This is a genomic window from Streptomyces sp. NBC_00631 (assembly GCF_045206895.1).
Classification (GTDB): Bacteria; Actinomycetota; Actinomycetes; order Streptomycetales; family Streptomycetaceae; genus Streptomyces.
Genome location: NZ_CP107734.1, coordinates 1,333,785 through 1,351,837, shown reverse-complemented (window position 1 = coordinate 1,351,837; position 18,053 = coordinate 1,333,785). Strand labels below are relative to the sequence as shown.

Below are 18,053 nucleotides of genomic sequence, written 5' to 3'. Positions count from 1 at the left end.
CGGACAGCTTCCTGGTGCGCGTCAGACCACGGCGTCGATGAGCATGACGGCGGCCACCGCCAGCAGTGCCAGGGCGAAGACATGTTGCAGGCTCGTCCCCTTCGCTTTCGACGCCAGGCGCCTGCCGTCCCACGCTCCCAGGACCGCGGCGCCGGCGAAGGGCGCGATGACCGCCCAGTCGAGTCGGCCCACCGTGCCACCGCGCATTCCGAGCGCCGCGAGCGAGTTGACGGTGATGACCAGCAGGCTGGTGCCAACCGCCTCGCGCATCTGAAGTCCCAGTACTCCTACGAGAGCCGGTACGGCGAGGAAGCCGCCGCCGACGCCGAGGACTCCGGTCACCGTGCCGAGTCCCGCGCCGGCCGCCGCCACGTGGCCGGGCCGGGTCTTCCCGGTGGCGTCGCCCTCTCCTTCGGGTCTCAGCATGCGTATCGCCGCTACGGCCGCGGTCATCGCGAAGGCCGCCTGCAGAGCCCTTTCGGGGAGGTGCACGGCGAGCGCGGAGCCCAGCATCGCCGGGCCGATGCCGGCCGCGGCGAAGAGCAGTCCCGTGCCCCAGCGGACATGTCCGTCACTAGCGTGCGAGCTCAGAGCGGTCGCGGAGGTGAGGGCCACGATCAGCAGTCCGGCGGTGGTGGCCGCCACGGGGGTGAGGCCGAGCAGGTAGATCAGGGCGGGTACGGCCAGCACACTGCCACCGCCGCCGAGCGCGCCGAGAGACAACCCGATCACCGCGCCGGCTGCGAGGGCGAGGATCAGGGTGCTCACGCGACTGTGCCGCGCAGGCCTTGTGAGTCCACCACGGGCAGCCCGGCCTCTGCCCACTCCAGCATCCCGCCGATCACGTCCACGGCTTTGGCGCCGCGCGCGGTCAGGAGTTCGGCGGCGCGTCGGGATCGGTTGCCCGAGCGGCAGATGACGATCAGCGGCCGCTCCTGGGCCCTGGTCGGCAGCGGTATGCCTTCGGAGAGCTCGGCGAGGGGAATGTGTACGGCCCCGGGCACATGGCCGGCCTGCCATTCGCCGGGCTCGCGGACGTCCAGGACGAGGGACGCCTCGACGTGGCCGGCCGCCTTGTCCTCGCGGCCGAACCCGGTGCGTTCGGCCGCTTCATCCACGGTGACCCGGCCGGGGCCGGAACGGGATGTCTTCATGGGGGTCCTCGCCTTCTGCGTGGTGGTGGGTTGATCCGGTCCGGTAGGGCTCAGGCGGTACGGAGGGGGAGTCCGGCCTGGTCTGCAGCGGTGAGGGAGTCGTCCACCGCGACGACGTCGCGGCCTGCCGCGTCGAGCAGTGAGGCGGCGATGGCGGCGCGCATGCCACTCACGCAGTGCACCCACACCTCACCGGGCGGCACTTCGCCCAGGCGCCGGTGCAGGGTGTGCAGCGGCACGTGGACCGAGCCCTCGATCCACCCGGCGGCCCGCTCGGAGGCACGCCGGACGTCCAGCACGACCACGTCCTTTGCCCAGTGCCGTCCGGCGAGGTCCGCGAAGGTGGCGCGGGGGAAGGTGGCCAGGGCTTCGCCCTCGGCCGTCCAGGCAGACGGCCCACCGGTGGCAGCGGCGGCCGGACGGTCGATGCCGACCCGCACCAGCTCACGCTGTGCGCGAGCCAGTTGCCCGGCCGACTCGGCGAGCAGTGTCACCGGTTTACCCCAGGGGATCAACCAGGCCAGGTAGGTGGCGAGTTGCCCGTCGGCTTCGAAGTTGCAGGTGCCGGTGACATGCCCTTCAGCGAATGCGATCCGGTTGCGCAGGTCGACCACCCACTCCCCGGCGGCCAGTCGCGCGGCGATCTGTCCGGGGTCGGCCATCGCAGGTGGGGTGAGGTCGACCGGAGCGGGTCCGGCGGAGTTGGCGGGACCCATGTGCGTGTAGTACGCGGGGATGTCGTCGAGCCCCGTGAGCAGATGGCCGATGAAGGTGTCGACGTCCTGGGTGAGGGCGTCGTTCGACGCCTTCTCCTTCCCGATGGTGGTCTCGTTCCCCCCGGCCTGGCCGACGGAGCAGAAGCTGCCGAATCCGTGCGTGGGCAACACGGCGGTGGCGTCGGGCAGTTCCGCGGCGAGACGGCGCGCGGAGGCGTGCTGGGCGCGGGCCAGGCTCTCGGTCAGGCGCGGCTCGACCAGGTCGGGGCGGCCGACCGTGCCGATCAACAGCGAACCTCCGGTGAACACCGCGACCTCCACCCCGTGCTCCTGAAGGACGTACGCGGTGTGGTGCGGGGTGTGACCGGGCGTCGCCAGTGCCTGCAGCGTGAGATCGGCGTCGATGACCGTGCTGTCCCCGTCGTGCACGGGTATCCGTCGGAAGGAGACGGCGGCCCCGGCCGGCACGAGATAGGCAGCGCCGGTGAGGCGGGCCAGTTCCAGGCCGCCGGTGACGTAGTCGTTGTGGATGTGGGTCTCGACCACATGTGAGATCCGTACCCCACGGCGCGCCGCGGCCTCCAGCACCTGGTCGGCGTCGCGCGGCGGGTCGATGGCCACCGCCGTACGCTCACCGCCCGCCAGGTAGCTGCGGTTGCCGAGCCCCGCGACCTCGATCGTGTCGACGAAGAACATTGCGAACACTCCCTCTGGCACCCCGTGGGGCCATGGGGCCCGGGGTGTGAGCGTTGACAGTCGGCTGTTTCTGGACAGAGTCCGCAGAGTCCCCTCAATGCACCGGTCCGAGCCGCCGTACGCGCCGGCCCGGGCGGTCCGCGAACGGCATCCCCGTGGGGGTGAGCCGATAGCCGGCGCGGGCGTCGAACTGGGCGACGAGACCGAACCGGTCGCTGCGGATGAGGGTGGTGCGCCACTCGACGGTGCGGCCGAGCGCGCGCCCCGTCCGTTCGATGGAGAACGCCGCCACGCCCTCGGGGAGGTCGAGCAGTCTCTGTTCGGCCGGGGTGGGAACGACCGCTTTGATGCGCTCCTCTCCGCCGGTGAGACGAATGCCGCAGCGGTCGGCGAGTTCGTCATAGAGCGCCGTGTGGCCGAAGTCGACGTCGAGCAGTGCCCGGGCGTCCGAGGCCAGCAGCCATACCTTGTCATGGGCCAGGGGTTCACCGTCGGCGAGGCGGATGCGTTCCAGGTACAGCAGCGGCGTCGACTCCTCCATGCCGAGGCGCACCGCTACGTGCGCGTCGGCACGAACGTCGAGATTGCGCACGACACTTCGCTGTTCGAGACCGGACGCCTCGACGGAGGCGAACAGGCTGTAGATGGCGCCGACCGGCTGCTCTATCACCGCTTCGCCCACCGGTCGGGGCCGTCGGCCTCGCGCCGCGGTGACCAGCCCTTCCTCGCGCAGTTCGCGCAGCGCCTGGCGAACGGTGTGCCGGCTCACCTCGTACCGCGCCGCCAGCTCGTTCTCGCCGGGGAAGGAGTCGACGAACTCGCCTCGTTCCAGCCGCGCCCGGAGGTCGTCACGCACATGACGCCAGAGCGGAGTCCCGCCCAGGCCCTCCCGGGAACGCCCACCCGGGCCGTCCGGAGGAGTGTGGTCCGTGTTCATGCTTCCCTCCTTGTGTACGTACATTTTAAAAGTTAATGTACGTACATTCCTTTGGCAAGCGAGGCGAGGAAGCACGGGCCCGCATTTGCCGTCGACACGGCCCTTCGAACCCCAAGGAGCACGGGTATGACCATGGAGGCTCACCACAAGGTCGTTATCGTGGGCGGAGGAACCGCAGGCGTCAGCGTCGCAGCCCGCCTGCAGCGCCTGGGCATCCGCGACATCGGGCTCATCGAGCCCTCCACCACGCACTACTACCAACCTCTGTGGACCCTGGTCGGCGGCGGGCGGGCCAAGGCCACGGAAAGCGTCCGTTCCCAGCAGTCCGTCGTCCCGAGAAGCGTCGCCTGGATCCGCAGCCGAGTGGAGAGCGTGAACCCCGAGGAGCGGACGGTCGGCACTGCCGACGGCAGGAACATCGGCTACGACAAACTCGTCGTCTGCCCCGGCATTCAGCTCGACTGGGACACGGTGCCCGGCATGGCGCAGGCCGTCGCCGCACCGCAGACCTCCAGCAACTATTCCTACGAACTGGCGCCCAAGACCTGGGACCTGATCCGGTCGATGCGCTCGGGCACGGCTGTGTTCACCATGCCCTCGGGTCCGATCAAGTGTGGCGGGGCACCACAGAAGATCGCCTATCTCGCCGCCGACCACTGGCGCGAGCAGGGCGTCCTGAAGGACATACGCGTGGTCCTCGTGTTGCCCACACCGAGCATGTTCGGGGTTCCCGTCTTTGCCGCGGAACTCGAACGGGTCGCGGCCGGCTATGGCATCGAGGTGCGCAGGAACAGCGAACTGGTCGAGGTGGACCCGGACGGCCGCGACGCCGTCGTCGTCGACCACGAGTCCAAGACCAAGGACCGGATCCGCTTCGACATGATGCACGTCGTGCCGCCCCAGTCGGCACCCGACTGGCTCAAGGCGACTTCACTGGCAGATCCGGCGGATCCGGCCGGCTACGTGGAGGTCGACAAGCACACCCTGCGTCACGTGCGTCACCCCGACATCTTCGCCCTCGGCGACGCCGGATCGTCACCCAACTCCAAGACCGGAGCAGCGGTCCGCAAACAGGCTCCCGTCGTCGCCCGCAATGTCGCCGCCGCCCTCGCGCAGAGCGATGCGCTGCCCGCTTCGTACGACGGGTACTCCTCCTGTCCGATCACCACCTCACGACACAGGATGCTGCTGGCCGAGTTCGACTACACCTTGCAGCCCCGCCCCTCGTTCCCCCTCATCGACGCGACGCGCGAGCGCCGGGACATGTGGTATCTCAAGCGTTACGGACTGCCGTTCCTCTACTGGAACCTCATGCTTCGCGCTCGTGCCTGAAATCCGCCTAGTGGGCGCCCAGTCCGGTCATGAGCCGTACCCGGTCGACAACCCGCGGCGAAGGGGGCGGCCGGTGCGCGGAGTGTGGACAGACCGTCGTACCTGAGCGTGACGAAGACCTCGGAGGCCGGATCGCTGCGCCGTTGGGTGAGTGATGAGGGGTTCGGGTGACGAGAGTGTCGTCGGACGCCGGGAAACGTATATCGGAGGTTGTGAGTGCTTGCGGTGGAGCGGAGCGGTAGCGGAGTGCCTGTGCTGTGCCTGCACGGGTGGCCTGGCGGAGCGTCGGACTACCGGCTGCTGACGCCGTTGCTGGCCGACGTGGCCGATGTGGTGGTGCCGCACCTGCCGGGGTTCGGGAGGTCGTTCGCGGCTGAGGACGCCGACCGGCCGGCCTCCGACTTCGACCGGGACCACATGGTCGCGGCGCTGATCGAGGTCATGGAGGGATTGTCGCTCGAGCCGGCGGTGGTGGTCGGCTACGATGTCGGGGTGACGATCGCGGTCGCGCTCGCCCGCCAGGCCCCCGAACGGGTCCGCGCCGTGGTCACCGGCAACCTGCTCGGCCCGTCGGCAATGGTGCCCGCCGCCCTGGATCTGCGTCGCCGCTCCGAGTACTGGTATCAGGACTTCCACCAGCTTGAGCTGAGCTCCCGGCTGATGGACGGTAACCCCGCCGCGGTGCGCACCTACCTGGAGCACTTCTGGTCGCACTGGGGAGCGCGGCCGGAGGCCTTGGTGCACGAGCAACTGGTGGAGGACTATTCGCGAACTGGGGCGTTCACGACCTCGTTGAACTGGTACCGGTCGGGGACCTCCACGCTCTACGGAGCGCTGGCCCTGGCGGAGGGTGGACCCACGCCGCCCCCTGTCGAGGTGCCGTCATCGGTGCTCTGGGGCGCGAAGGACCCGCTGTTCCCGGCGGAGTTCGCTCCCACTGCCAGGGAACTGCTGCCCAACGCCGATGTGCGGGTACTCGACGAGGTCGGCCACTTCACGCCGATCGAGGCGGCGGCCGAGATGGCCGCGGCGATCCGCTCCTACCTGCCCTGACAGCTGTTCCGAACTCCAGTGGTGTACCCACCACTTCAGACCCCGGACGCTCATGAGATGGCGTGCCGGTACCAGGTGGTGGACGCGGGCGTCCTACAGTCGGCGACGGATCCGCCGCTACCGTCGAAACCACCCACCCACCGGAAGGCACGGGCTCCTGTGATTGCTGCTGACGAGACGTTCGACGGTACATGGCCGTATCCCGCCCGCTTCAACGAGGCGGCCGGCTTCCGCCAGCATTATGTCGACGAGGGCCCCGAACAGCCCGATCAGACGATCGTCATGCTGCATGGCGAACCCACGTGGGGCTACGAGTGGCGCCACCTGATCGGGCCGCTGTCGCGGCACCACCGCGTGATCGTTCCCGACCACATGGGCTTCGGCAAGAGCGAGACACCGCAGGACCGTACCTACGACGCGAGCGAACACATACTCAATTTCGAGTCGTTGCTGGTCGACACGCTCAACATCACGGACATCACCCTGGTGCTCCGTGACTGGGGCGGCCCCATCGGCACCGGGTTCGCGTTGCGTCACCCCGATCGGATCTCCCGGATCTTCGCTACGAACACCGTGCTGCCTCTCGCAGACGGCATCACCGATCTCATGAAGGCCAACGTCGTCGAGAGCCGTTGGTTCCAGTGGGTCCGGTCGGCGCTCTCGGACGGTTCGTTTGAGCAGATCCTCGGAAACGCGGGTCGCACCATCGCCCACCTGATGATCGACCTGCAGCATGTTGCCCGACCCGAGATCGCCTCGCCGACCTGGATCCGCGCGTACTCCAGCCCCTTCCCGACCCCGGCGGAGTGCCGCGGTGTCATCGCGTTCCCCCGGCAGATCGTGGAGGGCCCGCAGGGCTCCTTGTCCGGTCCGCCGCCCATGGAAGCCGTCGCTGCGCTGCGGGCCGTGCCGGCGATGCTGGCGGTCGGGATGCGGGACACCGCACTGCTGCCCGAGTACGTGATCCCGGCGTTCAGGCTCAGCTACCCCGACGCACCCGTGGTCGAGATCCCGAGCGCCGGCCACTTCCCGACTGAGGATGCTCCCGAGACGCTGCTGGCACTGCTCGAGCTGTTCCTGCAGACGCCCGCTCGCACCTGAAGAATGCTGTCCTGAATCCGAACGGCCGGCTCCGCACCCGCGGAGCCGGCCGTTCGATGTGGGAGAGGTTGTCGGTGGCTATGAATCCGAGCCGTTTCGCTGCATCGCCGCGTGCGCCGAGACCAGCAGACTCCAGTCGTTGGCGTGGTGCGGGTACTTCGCCTTCATCATGCCGAAGAGATCACCGGTGTCCTTGGCGACCTCGGATGCGGCGGCGAAGTCGTGGATGAACGAACGGGTCTGACTGATCATGGCCGTGACGGCGTGGTCGTCGCCGTCGGGACGACGGTGCCCAGCCACGATCATGCGCGGCGCGAGGTCCTCGACTACCTGGATCGTGTCGAGCCAGTCCTTCCACTCGTCAGGCGTCGAGAGCGCGAGCATGGGGAAGATCTCGTTGTAGATCGAGTCGCCCGCGACAACGACGTCGATCGCCGGGACGTGGACGATGCTCGTGGGGTGGATGTCGGCCTGCTTGACCGGGATGACGTTGATCGGAGAGCCGTCGACGTACAGGGTCGTGCCTTCCAACGGTTCGGGCATCGGCCCGTGGGGCACGGTCCTGTCGCCGAAGAACAGTTTCCACTGCGCCGTCTGGGCATCCCAGGTCTTGCGCATCGATTCCAGGATGTGCGGCAGCGTGACCGCCTTCGCGCCAGGAAAACGTTCCATGAGCGGGCCGATGCCGAGGTAGTGGTCGGCGTGGTCGTGGGTGAGATAGATGGTAGTGAGGCGCTTACCGGTCCGCTCGATGAGATCACCCAGTTCCTGCACCTCAGCCTTGAGGTGCAGAGCGTCGATCAGGACGATCTCGGTGGGGCCGCTGATCAGCGTTGCGGTCGTCGGTGAGAACGTGCCGGGCGGGACCTCGTCGCTCTCCTCGGCCGGGATGGTCGGCCAGTGGCCGACGAATACGGTCGCCCTCAGGGGCACGTTGCCCGAAGCAGACGAGTGCGGGGTGGAGACCACGGTGAAACCTCCGGTTGCGGGGTGAATGGCTGCGGCCGAATCTGCTCAGCGCCGAACCCTCACTGTAGGAACGTCGCCGTGACCACCTGTAGAACAACGGTGCCCGGTCCGCGGTACGCGCGCGCCGGGACACGGCTCACCGGGTCACCCAGCCGCCGGAGAACGGAAAGGTCTGGCCGACGAAGAAGTCGCTCTCGTCCCCGGCGAGGAACAACGCAAGGGCTGCCGACTCCCAGCCGTGGGCGAGTCGCCCCAGGGGAGCACCCTTGATCCGGTCCTTGAACTCCTGCGTGGACTGGTAGCTGGGGGGGAAGTAGGTCGGGTTGTCGACGAACGTCTGGGCGATCGCATTGACGTGGACGTTGTGCTCAGCCACCTCGATGCCGACGTCCTGGACGTACGCCAGCTGCGCCCCGCGGGCGGAGCCGTACGCGGAGTAGTTGGGCATGCCCTTGAGCGCCGACGCACTGCCGACTACGACGATCTTGCCGCGGCGTCGCTCGATCATCTGTGGCAGAACCGATCGCACAAGGCGGTGCAACGGGAACACCATGGCCTCGTACATGGCGCGGAAGGTGTCGTCGTCGGTCGCCAACACCGAGGTACGCGGCTGCTCCGCCGCGAGGTTGGCGATCAGGACGTCGACCTGTCCGGCCTCTGCCACGAGTGACTCGGCGGCGCCTGGCACGGTCAGGTCACGATCATCCGCGACGAGGTCGGCCCCCTCTCGGTCGAACAGTTCCCTCAGGTCCTGTCCCATGAAAGCGCCGACTTGCGTGATCACGACACGTTTGCCGCTCATCCGGCCCATGAAGTGTCCTCCTTCTTGCGGATACGTGGTGAGCTCAGGTCGGGCGGTTCACGCGCCGCGGGTGAGTTCTGTCACCGCGTAGGCGTCGCGATAGTCACCCGGAGACATCGAGAACTCGCGCCGGAACTGTCGACTGAAGTGGCTGGCGTCGCAGAACCCCCACCGAAGGGCGATCCGTGCAATGGGCAACGACGTGTTGACCAGATCGGATCGAGCGGCGGCGAGACGATGCCTGCGCGCCACCGACCGCACCGTCTCACCGCTCTCGGCGAAGGCCCGTTGCACCGTACGGACCGCGACGTTGTGGGTCGCGGCCAGCTCGCTTACGCTGACGGCCCCCTGTGGCAGGCGCTCGATGACGGTGGCCTCGAGGCGTGTGCGCAGGAACGAGAGCACACTGGTCTCAGCCAGGGGCGGCGGCTGGGTCGACCGCAGCAGGCCAGTCACCAGCACCAGCAGAGCGTTGCGCGCCGTTTCGATCTCGAGCGGTGACATTCCACCCAGGTGCTGATCGATTCCGGCGGTGTACTCGTGGAGCAGGGTGGACAGGGCGTTGTCGCGGGCCTCGAAGACGACCGAATGCGGGGACCCATGTCCGGTGTCGAACGGAGTGAGTGCCGTCAGCGGAATGCGGATAGCCCGCTTTGTGAGCGTCGCCGGCGCCACGATCCTGCCAGGCTGGCAGGTGTTGATGAGCGCGAGGCTACCCGGGCGCAGGACGAGCGTGTCGTGGGAGGTCTCGATGATCTGGCGCCCCTCGGAGACGGTGAGCAGGATGATCGAGTCGGCCTCGGCGTCGGCCATCTCACGGGTGCGGACGCCCTCGAAGTCAGGGGTGCTCCAGTCGGCGATGACGAGGTCGCCGAGCGTCCGGGTGCGCACGGCGGCCCTGAGGCCGTGCCGACCCGTGGGCCGAACGTCGACGGTGGCGAAGGCGTTCTCGGCCCTCTGCCATGCCTGGACGACCTCGTCGGCGCTCGAAGCGTCGTCGAGATCGAGGTCGAAGGGGTGATCGGCGACGACTGTCATTGACTGCTCCTGACCGGTTGGAAGGGATGGGCGGCCGCGTTGCGCCGGAATCTGCGGGTCAGAGGCTCGCGGGGGCCCATGGCAGGGGTGTTCCAGCGTACTTGTGTGCCCGCACGTCTCCCGATCGTGCATGCCCTTCGAAGAACTCCACGCGAGCAGCGCGGCCGCACAGCTCGCCGAGGGCGGCGCTGGCAGCCGGGTCGGTGACCTCCTGGTATGTGACGGTCTTGAGGTACTTGCCGACCCACAGTCCGCCGGTGTAGTTGGCCGCGCCGCGCGTGGGGAGGGTGTGGTTGGTGCCGATCACCTTGTCGCCGTAGGAGACACAGGTGCCTTCGCCCAGGAACAGGGCACCGTAGTTGCGCATCGCGCGGAGGGCGGCGCGCGGGTCCTCGGTCAGCACCTGGACGTGCTCGGACGCATACCGGTCGGCCAAGGCATAGGCGCTGTCGAGGTCTGCCACCAGGACGACCTGACCATGATCGCGCCAGGCGGGGGCCGCATAGTCCGCGGTCGGCATGTCGGCGAGGATGTCGTCGACCAGGTCCAGGACGCGTCGAGCCAGGACCTCCGACGTGGTGATGAGCACCGCGGGGGAGTCGGGACCATGCTCTGCCTGGCTGAGCAGGTCGACCGCCACGATGAACGGATCGGCGTGCTCGTCGGCGATGACCATGGTCTCGGTGGGGCCGGCGAACAGGTCGATACCCACCTCGCCGAACAGCTGCCGCTTGGCCTCGGCGACGTAGGCGTTGCCGGGGCCCGCCAGCATGTCGACCTTGCTGATCGTCTCGGTGCCGATCGCCATTGCTGCGATGGCCTGGGTGCCGCCGAGCATCAGGATCTCGTCGGCGCCCGCCATGTGCATCGCCGCCACAGTTGCTGCGGGGATCTCTCCGCGGATGGGCGGCGTGCAGGCCGTGACGCGCTCGACGCCGGCCACCTTCGCCGTGACGACGGTCATGTGCGCCGACGCGGTCAGCGGGTACCGACCGCCGGGCACGTACGCCCCGGAGGACCCCACCGGGATGTTCTTCTGGCCGAGCAGCACGCCCGGCTCGGTCTCTATCTCGAAATCGCGCAGCGACTCCTTCTGGTGCTGGGCGAAGGTTCGCACCCGCGACTGGACGGCGCGGATGTCCTCGATGACCTGCTCGGGGACGCTGCTGATGATCTTGTCGATCTGCTCCTGGTCGAGCTTGAAGCTCTCGGGTGACCAGTTGTCGAACCTCTCGGAATACATCCGTACAGCTGCGTCGCCGCGCTCGCGGACGTCGGCGATGACGTCGAGCACGGTTGCCCGTACCCCTTGGAGGCGATCGGTGTCGCTGTCCTTTGAGGTCTGGGTCTTCGACTTCAGGTACCGGATCATGACTTTTCTCCTGCACGTAGGGCCTGGCGATGCCATGGGCGTTGTATACGTATACATCGAAGCTGTCGAGCAAAACTAGAGGCGAGAGGCTGAAAATTCTTTCCTGGGCCAGCGATTCTGAAGTCGTACACGTGCTGTGAGCCCGGTTCCCCGGCAGACGAGGGAGGTCGGGTACGCCGTGCTCCGGCGGGCGGGAAGTGAAGCTGTGCGCTCCACGCGGATGCCCGGGCCGTGAGGGCCAGACGCACGAACACATCGGCGTGGCCGTGGCAGACCTGCGCGACCCCTTCTTCAGAGAGCTGTCGTGCGATTGGGGCGTGAGTGGCGACTTGGCGGATGCCATGGACGTCGCCGACCTGTTCGTCCGGCATGGCAACGTCGACGCGGCCAGTGCATGGAAGGTCGCATCGGCCGTCAATCGATCTTCTGCGTCGACGACTTCGCGGCCTTTTGGGCCCTCGGCATCCCTCGGCCCCACGGCGCCGACGCTTCCCGACCACGCTGATCGTGCGGGAACACAGGTCGGCATGAACGGCGGATGTCGCGTCTGTACCGATCCTGGGTCCGATTGGTTATATGAGGCGCTCGTCACCCGCCCTAGCGTGTGGCTGTCCCGCTGAGTGCGAGCGAAAGGAAGCCATCATGCCTCTCTGGCAGATCTACCACCCTGAGAACGCCTTCACCGATGAGCAGAAGGAGAGCCTGGCCGGGGTGATCACTGAGGACAATCACCGCTTCGTCGGCATCCCGCGCTTCTACGTCAACGTCTTCTTCCACGAGACGAAGTACATGTACATCGGCGGCAAGCGCACCACCAACTTCATCCGCATCACCACCGACACGATCGCTCGTGCGATGCCGACACCTGAGATCCGGGCCCAGGCCATGGCGGGCACCGAGGCATTCCTCGCGCCGTTCATCAAGGAACGCGGCTTCGACTGGGAGATCCACTTCGACGAGACGCCGAGAGACCTGTGGCGGGTGCAGGGCCTGATCCCACCTGAGAGCTTTTCCGACGCCGAGAAGATGTGGCTGGAGGAGAACCGGCCCGTCCCCTACTACGACGTCGACCCGATCGTACCGTTTGCCGGCTGACGTCCGGCCCGGCTTCGCCGACGGCGTCCCCGCGGTCACTCGGTGGACCCCCGAGGACGCCGTCGGCCCACCCCTGCCGATCCCGGCGCCGCAATCACCGCTCGACGCGAAAGGCTCCACCCGTGATCACGGAGCATCACATCATCCTCGGGCCCGTGCGAACGCGGTATTTCGAGGCAGGCAGTCCCAGGACAACCTCCGTCGTCCTGATCCACGAAGGTGGATTCGGCAGCGACGCACCCAACACCTTCGGCCGTATGGCCGACTCGCTCGCGAGCACCCACCACGTGTTGATGCCGGAGATGCTCGGGTTCGGCGGGACGGACAAAGCCGTCTTCTTCGGCGAAGACCCCTATGAGCCCCGCCTGCGGCACCTCGCCTCGTTCCTCGCCGCCCTGGACGTCCGGTCCGCCCACATCGTCGGCAACTCGTTCGGTGGCGGCATCGTCCTGCGCATGTCCATCCACCCGGAAACGGCCTGGCGCATGAGGTCGGCCACCAGTATCTCGGGCACAGGCGGCCCGTTCCGCACGGCCGAGGCCATCAAGTACACCAGCCAGTACGATCTCACCCTCGATGACGCCAGACGACTCGACGGCTGGGTGATCGACCCGGGTCTGAGCGACGAGGAACACGCCGTGGCCCGTTACGAAAGCAGCCTGCGGCCAGGGCAGTGGGAGTCGATGATGGCGGGCACGCTGCGCAGCCCAGCCGCTGCCGCGCCATCGCCTGCTGCGCCGGACTACCCGGCGGCCCTGTCGGCCAGCACGGTGCCGACCCTGCTGGTGGCCGGCATCCTCGATCCGATGTTCGAAAAGGGCTGGGAGGACGAAATCGCCTCCTACCTGAGCGACGTGCGGATCGAGCGTCCCGACGCCGGGCACGCCCCCAACATCTCGCAACCTGCCATGACCGCCGAACTACTGCGGGGCTTCTTCGACGAGGTCGACGCCCGATGGCCGTCGTCGCCGGCCTCACCTCACCCGCAGCTCTCTGACCACCGGGAAGGGCCACCGATCCACCGTGGAGAACGTCCAGAACCTCCTCCTGCCCACCGACCCCACAACGGGACGGTGACGAAGCAATGAGCGCGCCTGAAGTCGCCCACGTCCTGCACCTGATGGAGCGGCAGGTTGAGAGAGTGCCCACCCATGCGGCCCTGAGCTGGGAGTCCCCCCAGGGCCTGCAGACCCTGACCTGGTCCGACTACCGCCAACGGGTCTGGGACGCCGCCTCGGGCCTGCTCGACCTCGGGGTGGCGCCGGGTGACACGGTCGCCATCCTGGCCCCGAACGTTGCCGACCACTACGTCGCCGACCTGGCTGCGCTGCTGTGCGGCGCCGCCACGGTCAGCCTGTACCCGACGCTGGTCGAGGAACAGCTCGCATACATCCTGGGCGACGCACGGCCCACGGTGGTCATCACCGTCGACGCATCGGCCGCCGACCGTATCGAGCAGGCGCTGCCCGCCGACGTCGACGCGCACATCGTGTGCCTCGAAGGAGCTGAAGCCGCGCGTGTCTCGTGGGCGGCGGTGCTGCATTACGGTGCGGAGCGCCGGACGGTCAACGAGGCCGAGCTCTCGGCACGGCTCGCAGCCAGCGGCGGTTCCGACACCGCGGTCTACGTCTACACGTCCGGGACGACGGGCATGCCCAAGGGCGTGGTCCTGACCCACGCGAACCTGCTGGCGCAGATCGGCGCCTTCGACCGGATGGGATTCTTCCTCGGCGGCTACCGCACGATCTCGTACCTGCCGCTCGCCCACATCGCCGAACGCCTGTGGAGCCTGTACTTCCCCCTGGCCAACGGCGGCAACGTGCTGCTGTGCCCCGACCAGTCGCAACTGGCGGCGTGCATGAAGCGTCAGCACCCGACCTTCTTCATGGGTGTGCCGCGCATCTGGGAGAAGTTGCGCGACACCGTGCACCAGCTCCTGGCCGGCCCCGACTACGCGCCTCGGGCCGCCGAGGTCGCCGCCGACCGCGAGATCCTGATGGACGCGTGGACGCGACGGCAGGACGGACTCATGCCCGCCGACGAACGCGTGCGGGCCATGCGGGCTCGCGAAGGAGTGTTGAGCGAGATACGTCGTGACCTCGGACTCGACTGGACCATCAACCCCGGGTCTGGTGCGGCGGCCCTGTCGGATGACCTGCGTGACTTCTGGGCTTCGTTCGGCATCGAGCTCATCAACGGGTACGGCCTCTCCGAGACGACGGGCGTCGCCGTGTGGGAGCGGGTCGGCGGCAGCACACGGGGGAGTTCGGGGTTCGCCATCCCCGGATACGAGGTCCTGATCGCCGAGGACGGCGAGATCCTCCTGCGGGGCCCGGGCAACACCCCCGGCTACCGCAACGTCGACCGGGCCGAATCGCAGCTCTTCGTGGGTGACTGGCTCGCCACCGGCGACATCGGGTACCTCGACGCCGCAGGACGGTTGTTCGTGACCGATCGCAAGAAGGAGATCATCGTCAACGCCTCGGGCAAGAACATCTCCCCGACGGCGATCGAGGAGAAGATGGCGGGCAACGGCCTGGTCAACCAAGCCGTCGCGATCGGCGACAACCGGCCCTACATCGTCGGTCTGCTGACGATCAACGAACCGGCACTCCAGGCATTCGCCCGCGCGCGCGGCATCGAGGGGCCCGTGTCGACGCTCATCGAGCACCCCGACGTCATCGATGCGGTCCAGCGGGTCGTCGATGCCGGGAACGCGCGCCTGTCGCGGCCCGAGCAGATCAAGAGCTTCCGGGTGCTGGCCGAGCAGTGGTCCGTCGACTCAGGTGAGCTGACGCCGACCCTCAAGCTGCGCCGACGCGCGATCGTTGCGCGTCACGCCGATCTGATCGACTCCCTCTACGCGCAGCCGGCCGGAAAAGCACTGGCTGCACCGCCCGGAGGCACGGCATGACCTACGAGAACATCGTGATCGAACGACGCGGTCACATCATGACGATAGGGATTAACCGACCGGACAAGGCCAACTCGCTCGACCTGCATGCCTTCAGGGAGCTGTCGCTGGCCTACGCCGAGCTGGAGGCCGACGACTCGATCCGCGTCGGCGTCCTGCACGGTGTCGGGCGGCACTTCACGGCAGGCATGAACCTGCCGGAAGTTGCGCCAGAGGTGTCGGCAGGCCACTCGCTGCAGGCCTCCGGCGGCATGAACCCTTGGCAGGTGTCGGGCGACCGGCTGTCGAAGCCGCTCATCGCGGCCGTCCACGGCAAGTGCCTGACGTTGGGGGTGGAGCTCATCCTGGCCGCGGACATCGTGGTCTGCTCTGCGTCGGCGACGTTCGCCCAACTTGAGCCGCAGCTGGGCCTGTTCCCGTTCGGCGGCGTGACCACGAGGCTGCCGCAACGAGCCGGGTGGGGCAACGCCATGCGCTGGCTCCTGACCTGCGACGAGTACGACGCACAAGAGGCGTACCGCCTGGGCGTGGTGCAGGAGGTCGTCGACGACGGAGACCACCTGACGCGAGCCCTGCAGCTGGCGGACCGGATCGCCGGCCACCCGCCGGCCGCGATCCGGATGCTGCTGACCAACAGCCGCCGCAGCATCCGCGAAGGCGAGGCCGCTGCCGAGGCGGACATGCTGCGTCTCGCCAGGGACAGCTTCAACTCCGAGGACGGACAGGCCAGCATCGCCTCGTTCATGCGGTCGGGCCGCTGAGCCACCGTCGAGGTGAGGGCACGACCGTGGCTGCCCACACATAAGCCGCCCGGTCCCACGCTGCGCGTGGGACCGGGCGGCTTCGTCGGTGGGATCAGGGGTTCAGATGGCTCAGAAAGTGGTCCCGTGCCGCTGCCGCGCTCTCCTCGAACCCGGTACCTTCGTACGCGTCGAAGTGTCCGCCCCGCATGAGCAGGAGCTTCTTGGGCTCCTTGGCCAACTCGTACGCGTCGAGCGCCAGGGCGACCGGCGCAACCACGTCGTTGTCCGCGACGATCATCAGCAGCGGCGTCGGCGAGATGCGGCTGATGTAGCTGATCGGCTCGTACTCGCCGGCCATCTCCATCGAGCGCACCGTCACCTCGTTCTTCCAGTTGGGGGCACGCTTGGCGGTCTCGGTGAACCACGTCCAGGCCTCCGCGTCGGGCATCATCGCCGGACCGGTGGGGTCGGGGCTGACCGCCGGCACCACGGCCGGCTCGCCGCCCGCGAAGCGGTTCATCCGGTCGCCGTCGAGCATCTCGCGCACGTGGGCCGCGAAGTCGGGTCGCACGGCGCGGATGGCCATGCCGGCGCCCGAGGTGCCGGGCACCTGCGAAACGACGGCCTTGACGCGGCGGTCGACGGCGGCCACCACCAGGGCCACGCCGCCGGAGAAACTGGTTCCCCAGAGGCCGATCCTGTTCTCGTCGACGTCGAGACGGGTCGAGGCGTACGAGATGGCGTGGCGCATGTCGCGCTGCTGCATCACCGGGTCCGTCTCCTGGCGGGGGGTCCCGTCGCTGTCGCCGAAGTTGCGGTGGTCGTAGACGAGGGCGTTGAGGCCGGCCGCCGCGAAGTAGGCGGCGAAGTCGTCGAGATACATTTCCTTGACGGCGGTCAGGCCGTGGGACATGACGATCGTGGGCGTGGGCCCGGTCGCGCCGCTTGCGGGGTAGAACCACCCGCGGAGAGTGACGCCACCCTCGCCCTGGAATTCGATGTCCTCGCGCGTCATGGTGTGGGTCGCCTTCTGTCGTGATCGATGGAGATGTCCATCGTCGATCGTGCCGCCGCGACCTCATAGGACGGGGACGCCGGGGGAGGGGTACACGGGCGCCATCCGCCGTGACGGGGTGCTGGTCGGCAAGGTGCGACGGGGGCAGTCGCCGGGATACCAGCACCCAGTCAGTTCGGTTCTAGGCCGAGGACACCTCCGCTCCTACGGTGATTACGTCCACGTTGCCCTGGCGGACCACCTGCCGCCGTCGCGTACGGCCCTCCCCAAGGCATATGGCCCACGTCACGATCGGAAGCCTCACCGGTGTCCAAGGTCAAGTACCAGCTCAACGACGGCCTCGCCGTGCTCACGATTGTTCACGAGGGGGCGCCGGTCATCGGCGACGACTTGATGGCGGGCCTGCTCGACAACGTTCGTCGAGCGCGGGCCGAGAGGTGTCGCGGCCTCCTGCTCCGCGCTGAGGGTCACGTCTTCCTCGCCGGTGCCGAAGCAGGCGATCTCCAGGGCGTACGGGAGTCCGAGGCCAGGGCCACCCATACCGATTACCTGGCGGTGGTGCACGAGATCGAGGACCTCGACGTCCCCACACTGGCCGCAGTCCAGGGCATGTGCCTGGGCGGCGGTCTGGAGCTTGCCCTGGCGTGTGACCTGATCGTCGCGCAGAAAGGGACGAAACTGGGGCAGGTTGAGGCCCGTCTGGGCGGCACGACGTTCGTGGGTGGTGCTCAGCGTCTCGTCGAGCGTTGCGGAACCTCGCGCGCGCTCGAGATCACCTATTCCGGCCGGCTGTACTCCGCCGACACCTTTGCCGCGTGGGGGATCGTGTCGAGGGTCGTCGTCGCCGACAATTTCGAGGACGAGTCGGCGGCATATGCCCGGGAACTGGCCCAAGGTCCTACCGCAGCCCACCGTGTCACGAAGTCGATCGTGCGGATGGCACGTGCCGAAGGCGTGCGCGCCGCAGATGAGTTGATGCTGCAGACAGCACCCTCGCTGGTCGAGACGACCGACATGCAGACCGCGGTGGAGGCCATCTTGGCGATGGGCCCTCGCGACTTCATGGCGAGCCCGTCTCCCGTCGATTTCGTCGGGAACTAGCCGTGTCTCCAGCGA

General features: G+C 68.0%; 17 protein-coding genes. 8 read left to right on the top strand and 9 right to left on the bottom strand.

The window, feature by feature from the left end:
- Window positions 1–21 precede the first annotated feature (21 nt).
- The 4 genes from OHB00_RS06370 to OHB00_RS06355 all read right to left on the bottom strand — a co-directional run bounded on the left by OHB00_RS06370 (window position 22) and on the right by OHB00_RS06355 (window position 3,503).
- Window positions 22–768, bottom strand: a complete 747-nt coding sequence (locus tag OHB00_RS06370) for a sulfite exporter TauE/SafE family protein (protein WP_406432115.1) — start codon at window positions 766–768, stop codon at window positions 22–24.
- Window positions 765–1,154 carry a rhodanese-like domain-containing protein gene (locus OHB00_RS06365; protein WP_406432113.1) on the bottom strand — a complete coding sequence of 130 codons (390 nt, stop codon included), beginning with the start codon at window positions 1,152–1,154 and terminating at the stop codon, window positions 765–767. Before OHB00_RS06365 ends, OHB00_RS06370 begins: the two co-directional genes overlap by 4 nt.
- A gap of 50 nt (window positions 1,155–1,204) precedes the next feature.
- The gene (locus tag OHB00_RS06360; RefSeq protein ID WP_406432111.1) at window positions 1,205–2,566 is read right to left on the bottom strand and encodes a rhodanese-like domain-containing protein; all 1,362 of its coding nucleotides are present in this window, start codon (window positions 2,564–2,566) and stop codon (window positions 1,205–1,207) included.
- A 94-nt stretch (window positions 2,567–2,660) separates the two neighbouring features.
- Window positions 2,661–3,503, bottom strand: coding sequence for a GntR family transcriptional regulator (locus OHB00_RS06355; RefSeq protein ID WP_406432109.1), 843 nt, complete (start codon window positions 3,501–3,503; stop codon window positions 2,661–2,663).
- A gap of 126 nt (window positions 3,504–3,629) precedes the next feature.
- Here OHB00_RS06355 and OHB00_RS06350 point away from each other — a divergent pair, with 126 nt between their 5' ends.
- The 3 genes from OHB00_RS06350 (at window position 3,630) to OHB00_RS06340 (ending at window position 6,989) form a co-directional block, all read left to right on the top strand.
- Window positions 3,630–4,835 (top strand): FAD/NAD(P)-binding oxidoreductase, encoded by a 1,206-nt coding sequence (locus OHB00_RS06350; protein ID WP_406432107.1) that lies wholly within the window; start codon window positions 3,630–3,632, stop codon window positions 4,833–4,835.
- A gap of 246 nt (window positions 4,836–5,081) precedes the next feature.
- The gene (locus tag OHB00_RS06345; protein ID WP_406432105.1) at window positions 5,082–5,888 is read left to right on the top strand and encodes an alpha/beta fold hydrolase; all 807 of its coding nucleotides are present in this window, start codon (window positions 5,082–5,084) and stop codon (window positions 5,886–5,888) included.
- Window positions 5,889–6,047: 159 nt separating this feature from the next.
- Window positions 6,048–6,989: an alpha/beta fold hydrolase gene (locus tag OHB00_RS06340; RefSeq protein WP_406432103.1), complete on the top strand. Its 942-nt coding sequence runs from the start codon at window positions 6,048–6,050 to the stop codon at window positions 6,987–6,989.
- Between the two features lie 78 nt (window positions 6,990–7,067).
- On the opposite strand, the gene OHB00_RS06335 is transcribed toward OHB00_RS06340, so the two are convergent.
- The 4 genes from OHB00_RS06335 to hisD form a co-directional block, all read right to left on the bottom strand.
- On the bottom strand, window positions 7,068–7,958 hold the full coding sequence (locus OHB00_RS06335; RefSeq protein ID WP_406432101.1) for an MBL fold metallo-hydrolase: 891 nt from the start codon (window positions 7,956–7,958) through the stop codon (window positions 7,068–7,070).
- A gap of 136 nt (window positions 7,959–8,094) precedes the next feature.
- Window positions 8,095–8,769 (bottom strand): SDR family NAD(P)-dependent oxidoreductase, encoded by a 675-nt coding sequence (locus OHB00_RS06330; RefSeq protein WP_406432099.1) that lies wholly within the window; start codon window positions 8,767–8,769, stop codon window positions 8,095–8,097.
- A 48-nt stretch (window positions 8,770–8,817) separates the two neighbouring features.
- On the bottom strand, window positions 8,818–9,798 hold the full coding sequence (locus OHB00_RS06325) for a helix-turn-helix domain-containing protein (RefSeq protein WP_406432097.1): 981 nt from the start codon (window positions 9,796–9,798) through the stop codon (window positions 8,818–8,820).
- Window positions 9,799–9,856: 58 nt separating this feature from the next.
- Entirely contained in the window at window positions 9,857–11,170 is a 1,314-nt protein-coding gene (hisD, locus tag OHB00_RS06320) for a histidinol dehydrogenase (RefSeq protein WP_406432095.1), read from the bottom strand.
- A gap of 642 nt (window positions 11,171–11,812) precedes the next feature.
- On the opposite strand from hisD, the gene OHB00_RS06315 reads away from it, so the two are divergent.
- From OHB00_RS06315 to OHB00_RS06300, 4 genes are read left to right on the top strand one after another with little or no spacing between them, the layout of a single operon-like run.
- Window positions 11,813–12,265 (top strand): tautomerase family protein, encoded by a 453-nt coding sequence (locus OHB00_RS06315; protein WP_406432093.1) that lies wholly within the window; start codon window positions 11,813–11,815, stop codon window positions 12,263–12,265.
- Entirely contained in the window at window positions 12,199–13,353 is a 1,155-nt protein-coding gene (locus tag OHB00_RS06310; protein WP_406432091.1) for an alpha/beta fold hydrolase, read from the top strand. The genes OHB00_RS06315 and OHB00_RS06310 overlap by 67 nt, the downstream gene beginning before the upstream one ends.
- Window positions 13,350–15,179, top strand: coding sequence for an AMP-dependent synthetase/ligase (locus OHB00_RS06305; RefSeq protein ID WP_406432089.1), 1,830 nt, complete (start codon window positions 13,350–13,352; stop codon window positions 15,177–15,179). Before OHB00_RS06310 ends, OHB00_RS06305 begins: the two co-directional genes overlap by 4 nt.
- Window positions 15,176–15,940, top strand: coding sequence for a crotonase/enoyl-CoA hydratase family protein (locus tag OHB00_RS06300; protein WP_406432087.1), 765 nt, complete (start codon window positions 15,176–15,178; stop codon window positions 15,938–15,940). Before OHB00_RS06305 ends, OHB00_RS06300 begins: the two co-directional genes overlap by 4 nt.
- 94 nt (window positions 15,941–16,034) lie before the next feature.
- On the opposite strand, the gene OHB00_RS06295 is transcribed toward OHB00_RS06300, so the two are convergent.
- Window positions 16,035–16,937 carry an alpha/beta hydrolase gene (locus OHB00_RS06295; RefSeq protein WP_406432085.1) on the bottom strand — a complete coding sequence of 301 codons (903 nt, stop codon included), beginning with the start codon at window positions 16,935–16,937 and terminating at the stop codon, window positions 16,035–16,037.
- 306 nt (window positions 16,938–17,243) lie between these two features.
- On the opposite strand from OHB00_RS06295, the gene OHB00_RS06290 reads away from it, so the two are divergent.
- On the top strand, window positions 17,244–18,038 hold the full coding sequence (locus OHB00_RS06290) for an enoyl-CoA hydratase/isomerase family protein (protein ID WP_406432084.1): 795 nt from the start codon (window positions 17,244–17,246) through the stop codon (window positions 18,036–18,038).
- Window positions 18,039–18,053: the final 15 nt, after the last annotated feature.

What these genes read in the sequence shown, in the direction of transcription:
- OHB00_RS06360 (WP_406432111.1), bottom strand. Translation starts at nt 2,566, where the DNA reads ATGTTCTTCGTCGACACGATCGAGGTCGCGGGGCTCGGCAACCGCAGC.
- OHB00_RS06305 (WP_406432089.1), top strand. Translation starts at nt 13,350, where the DNA reads ATGAGCGCGCCTGAAGTCGCCCACGTCCTGCACCTGATGGAGCGGCAG.
- OHB00_RS06350 (WP_406432107.1), top strand. Translation starts at nt 3,630, where the DNA reads ATGACCATGGAGGCTCACCACAAGGTCGTTATCGTGGGCGGAGGAACC.
- OHB00_RS06365 (WP_406432113.1), bottom strand. Translation starts at nt 1,154, where the DNA reads ATGAAGACATCCCGTTCCGGCCCCGGCCGGGTCACCGTGGATGAAGCG.
- OHB00_RS06300 (WP_406432087.1), top strand. Translation starts at nt 15,176, where the DNA reads ATGACCTACGAGAACATCGTGATCGAACGACGCGGTCACATCATGACG.
- OHB00_RS06325 (WP_406432097.1), bottom strand. Translation starts at nt 9,798, where the DNA reads ATGACAGTCGTCGCCGATCACCCCTTCGACCTCGATCTCGACGACGCT.
- hisD (WP_406432095.1), bottom strand. Translation starts at nt 11,170, where the DNA reads ATGATCCGGTACCTGAAGTCGAAGACCCAGACCTCAAAGGACAGCGAC.
- OHB00_RS06315 (WP_406432093.1), top strand. Translation starts at nt 11,813, where the DNA reads ATGCCTCTCTGGCAGATCTACCACCCTGAGAACGCCTTCACCGATGAG.
- OHB00_RS06295 (WP_406432085.1), bottom strand. Translation starts at nt 16,937, where the DNA reads ATGACGCGCGAGGACATCGAATTCCAGGGCGAGGGTGGCGTCACTCTC.
- OHB00_RS06330 (WP_406432099.1), bottom strand. Translation starts at nt 8,769, where the DNA reads ATGGGCCGGATGAGCGGCAAACGTGTCGTGATCACGCAAGTCGGCGCT.
- OHB00_RS06355 (WP_406432109.1), bottom strand. Translation starts at nt 3,503, where the DNA reads ATGAACACGGACCACACTCCTCCGGACGGCCCGGGTGGGCGTTCCCGG.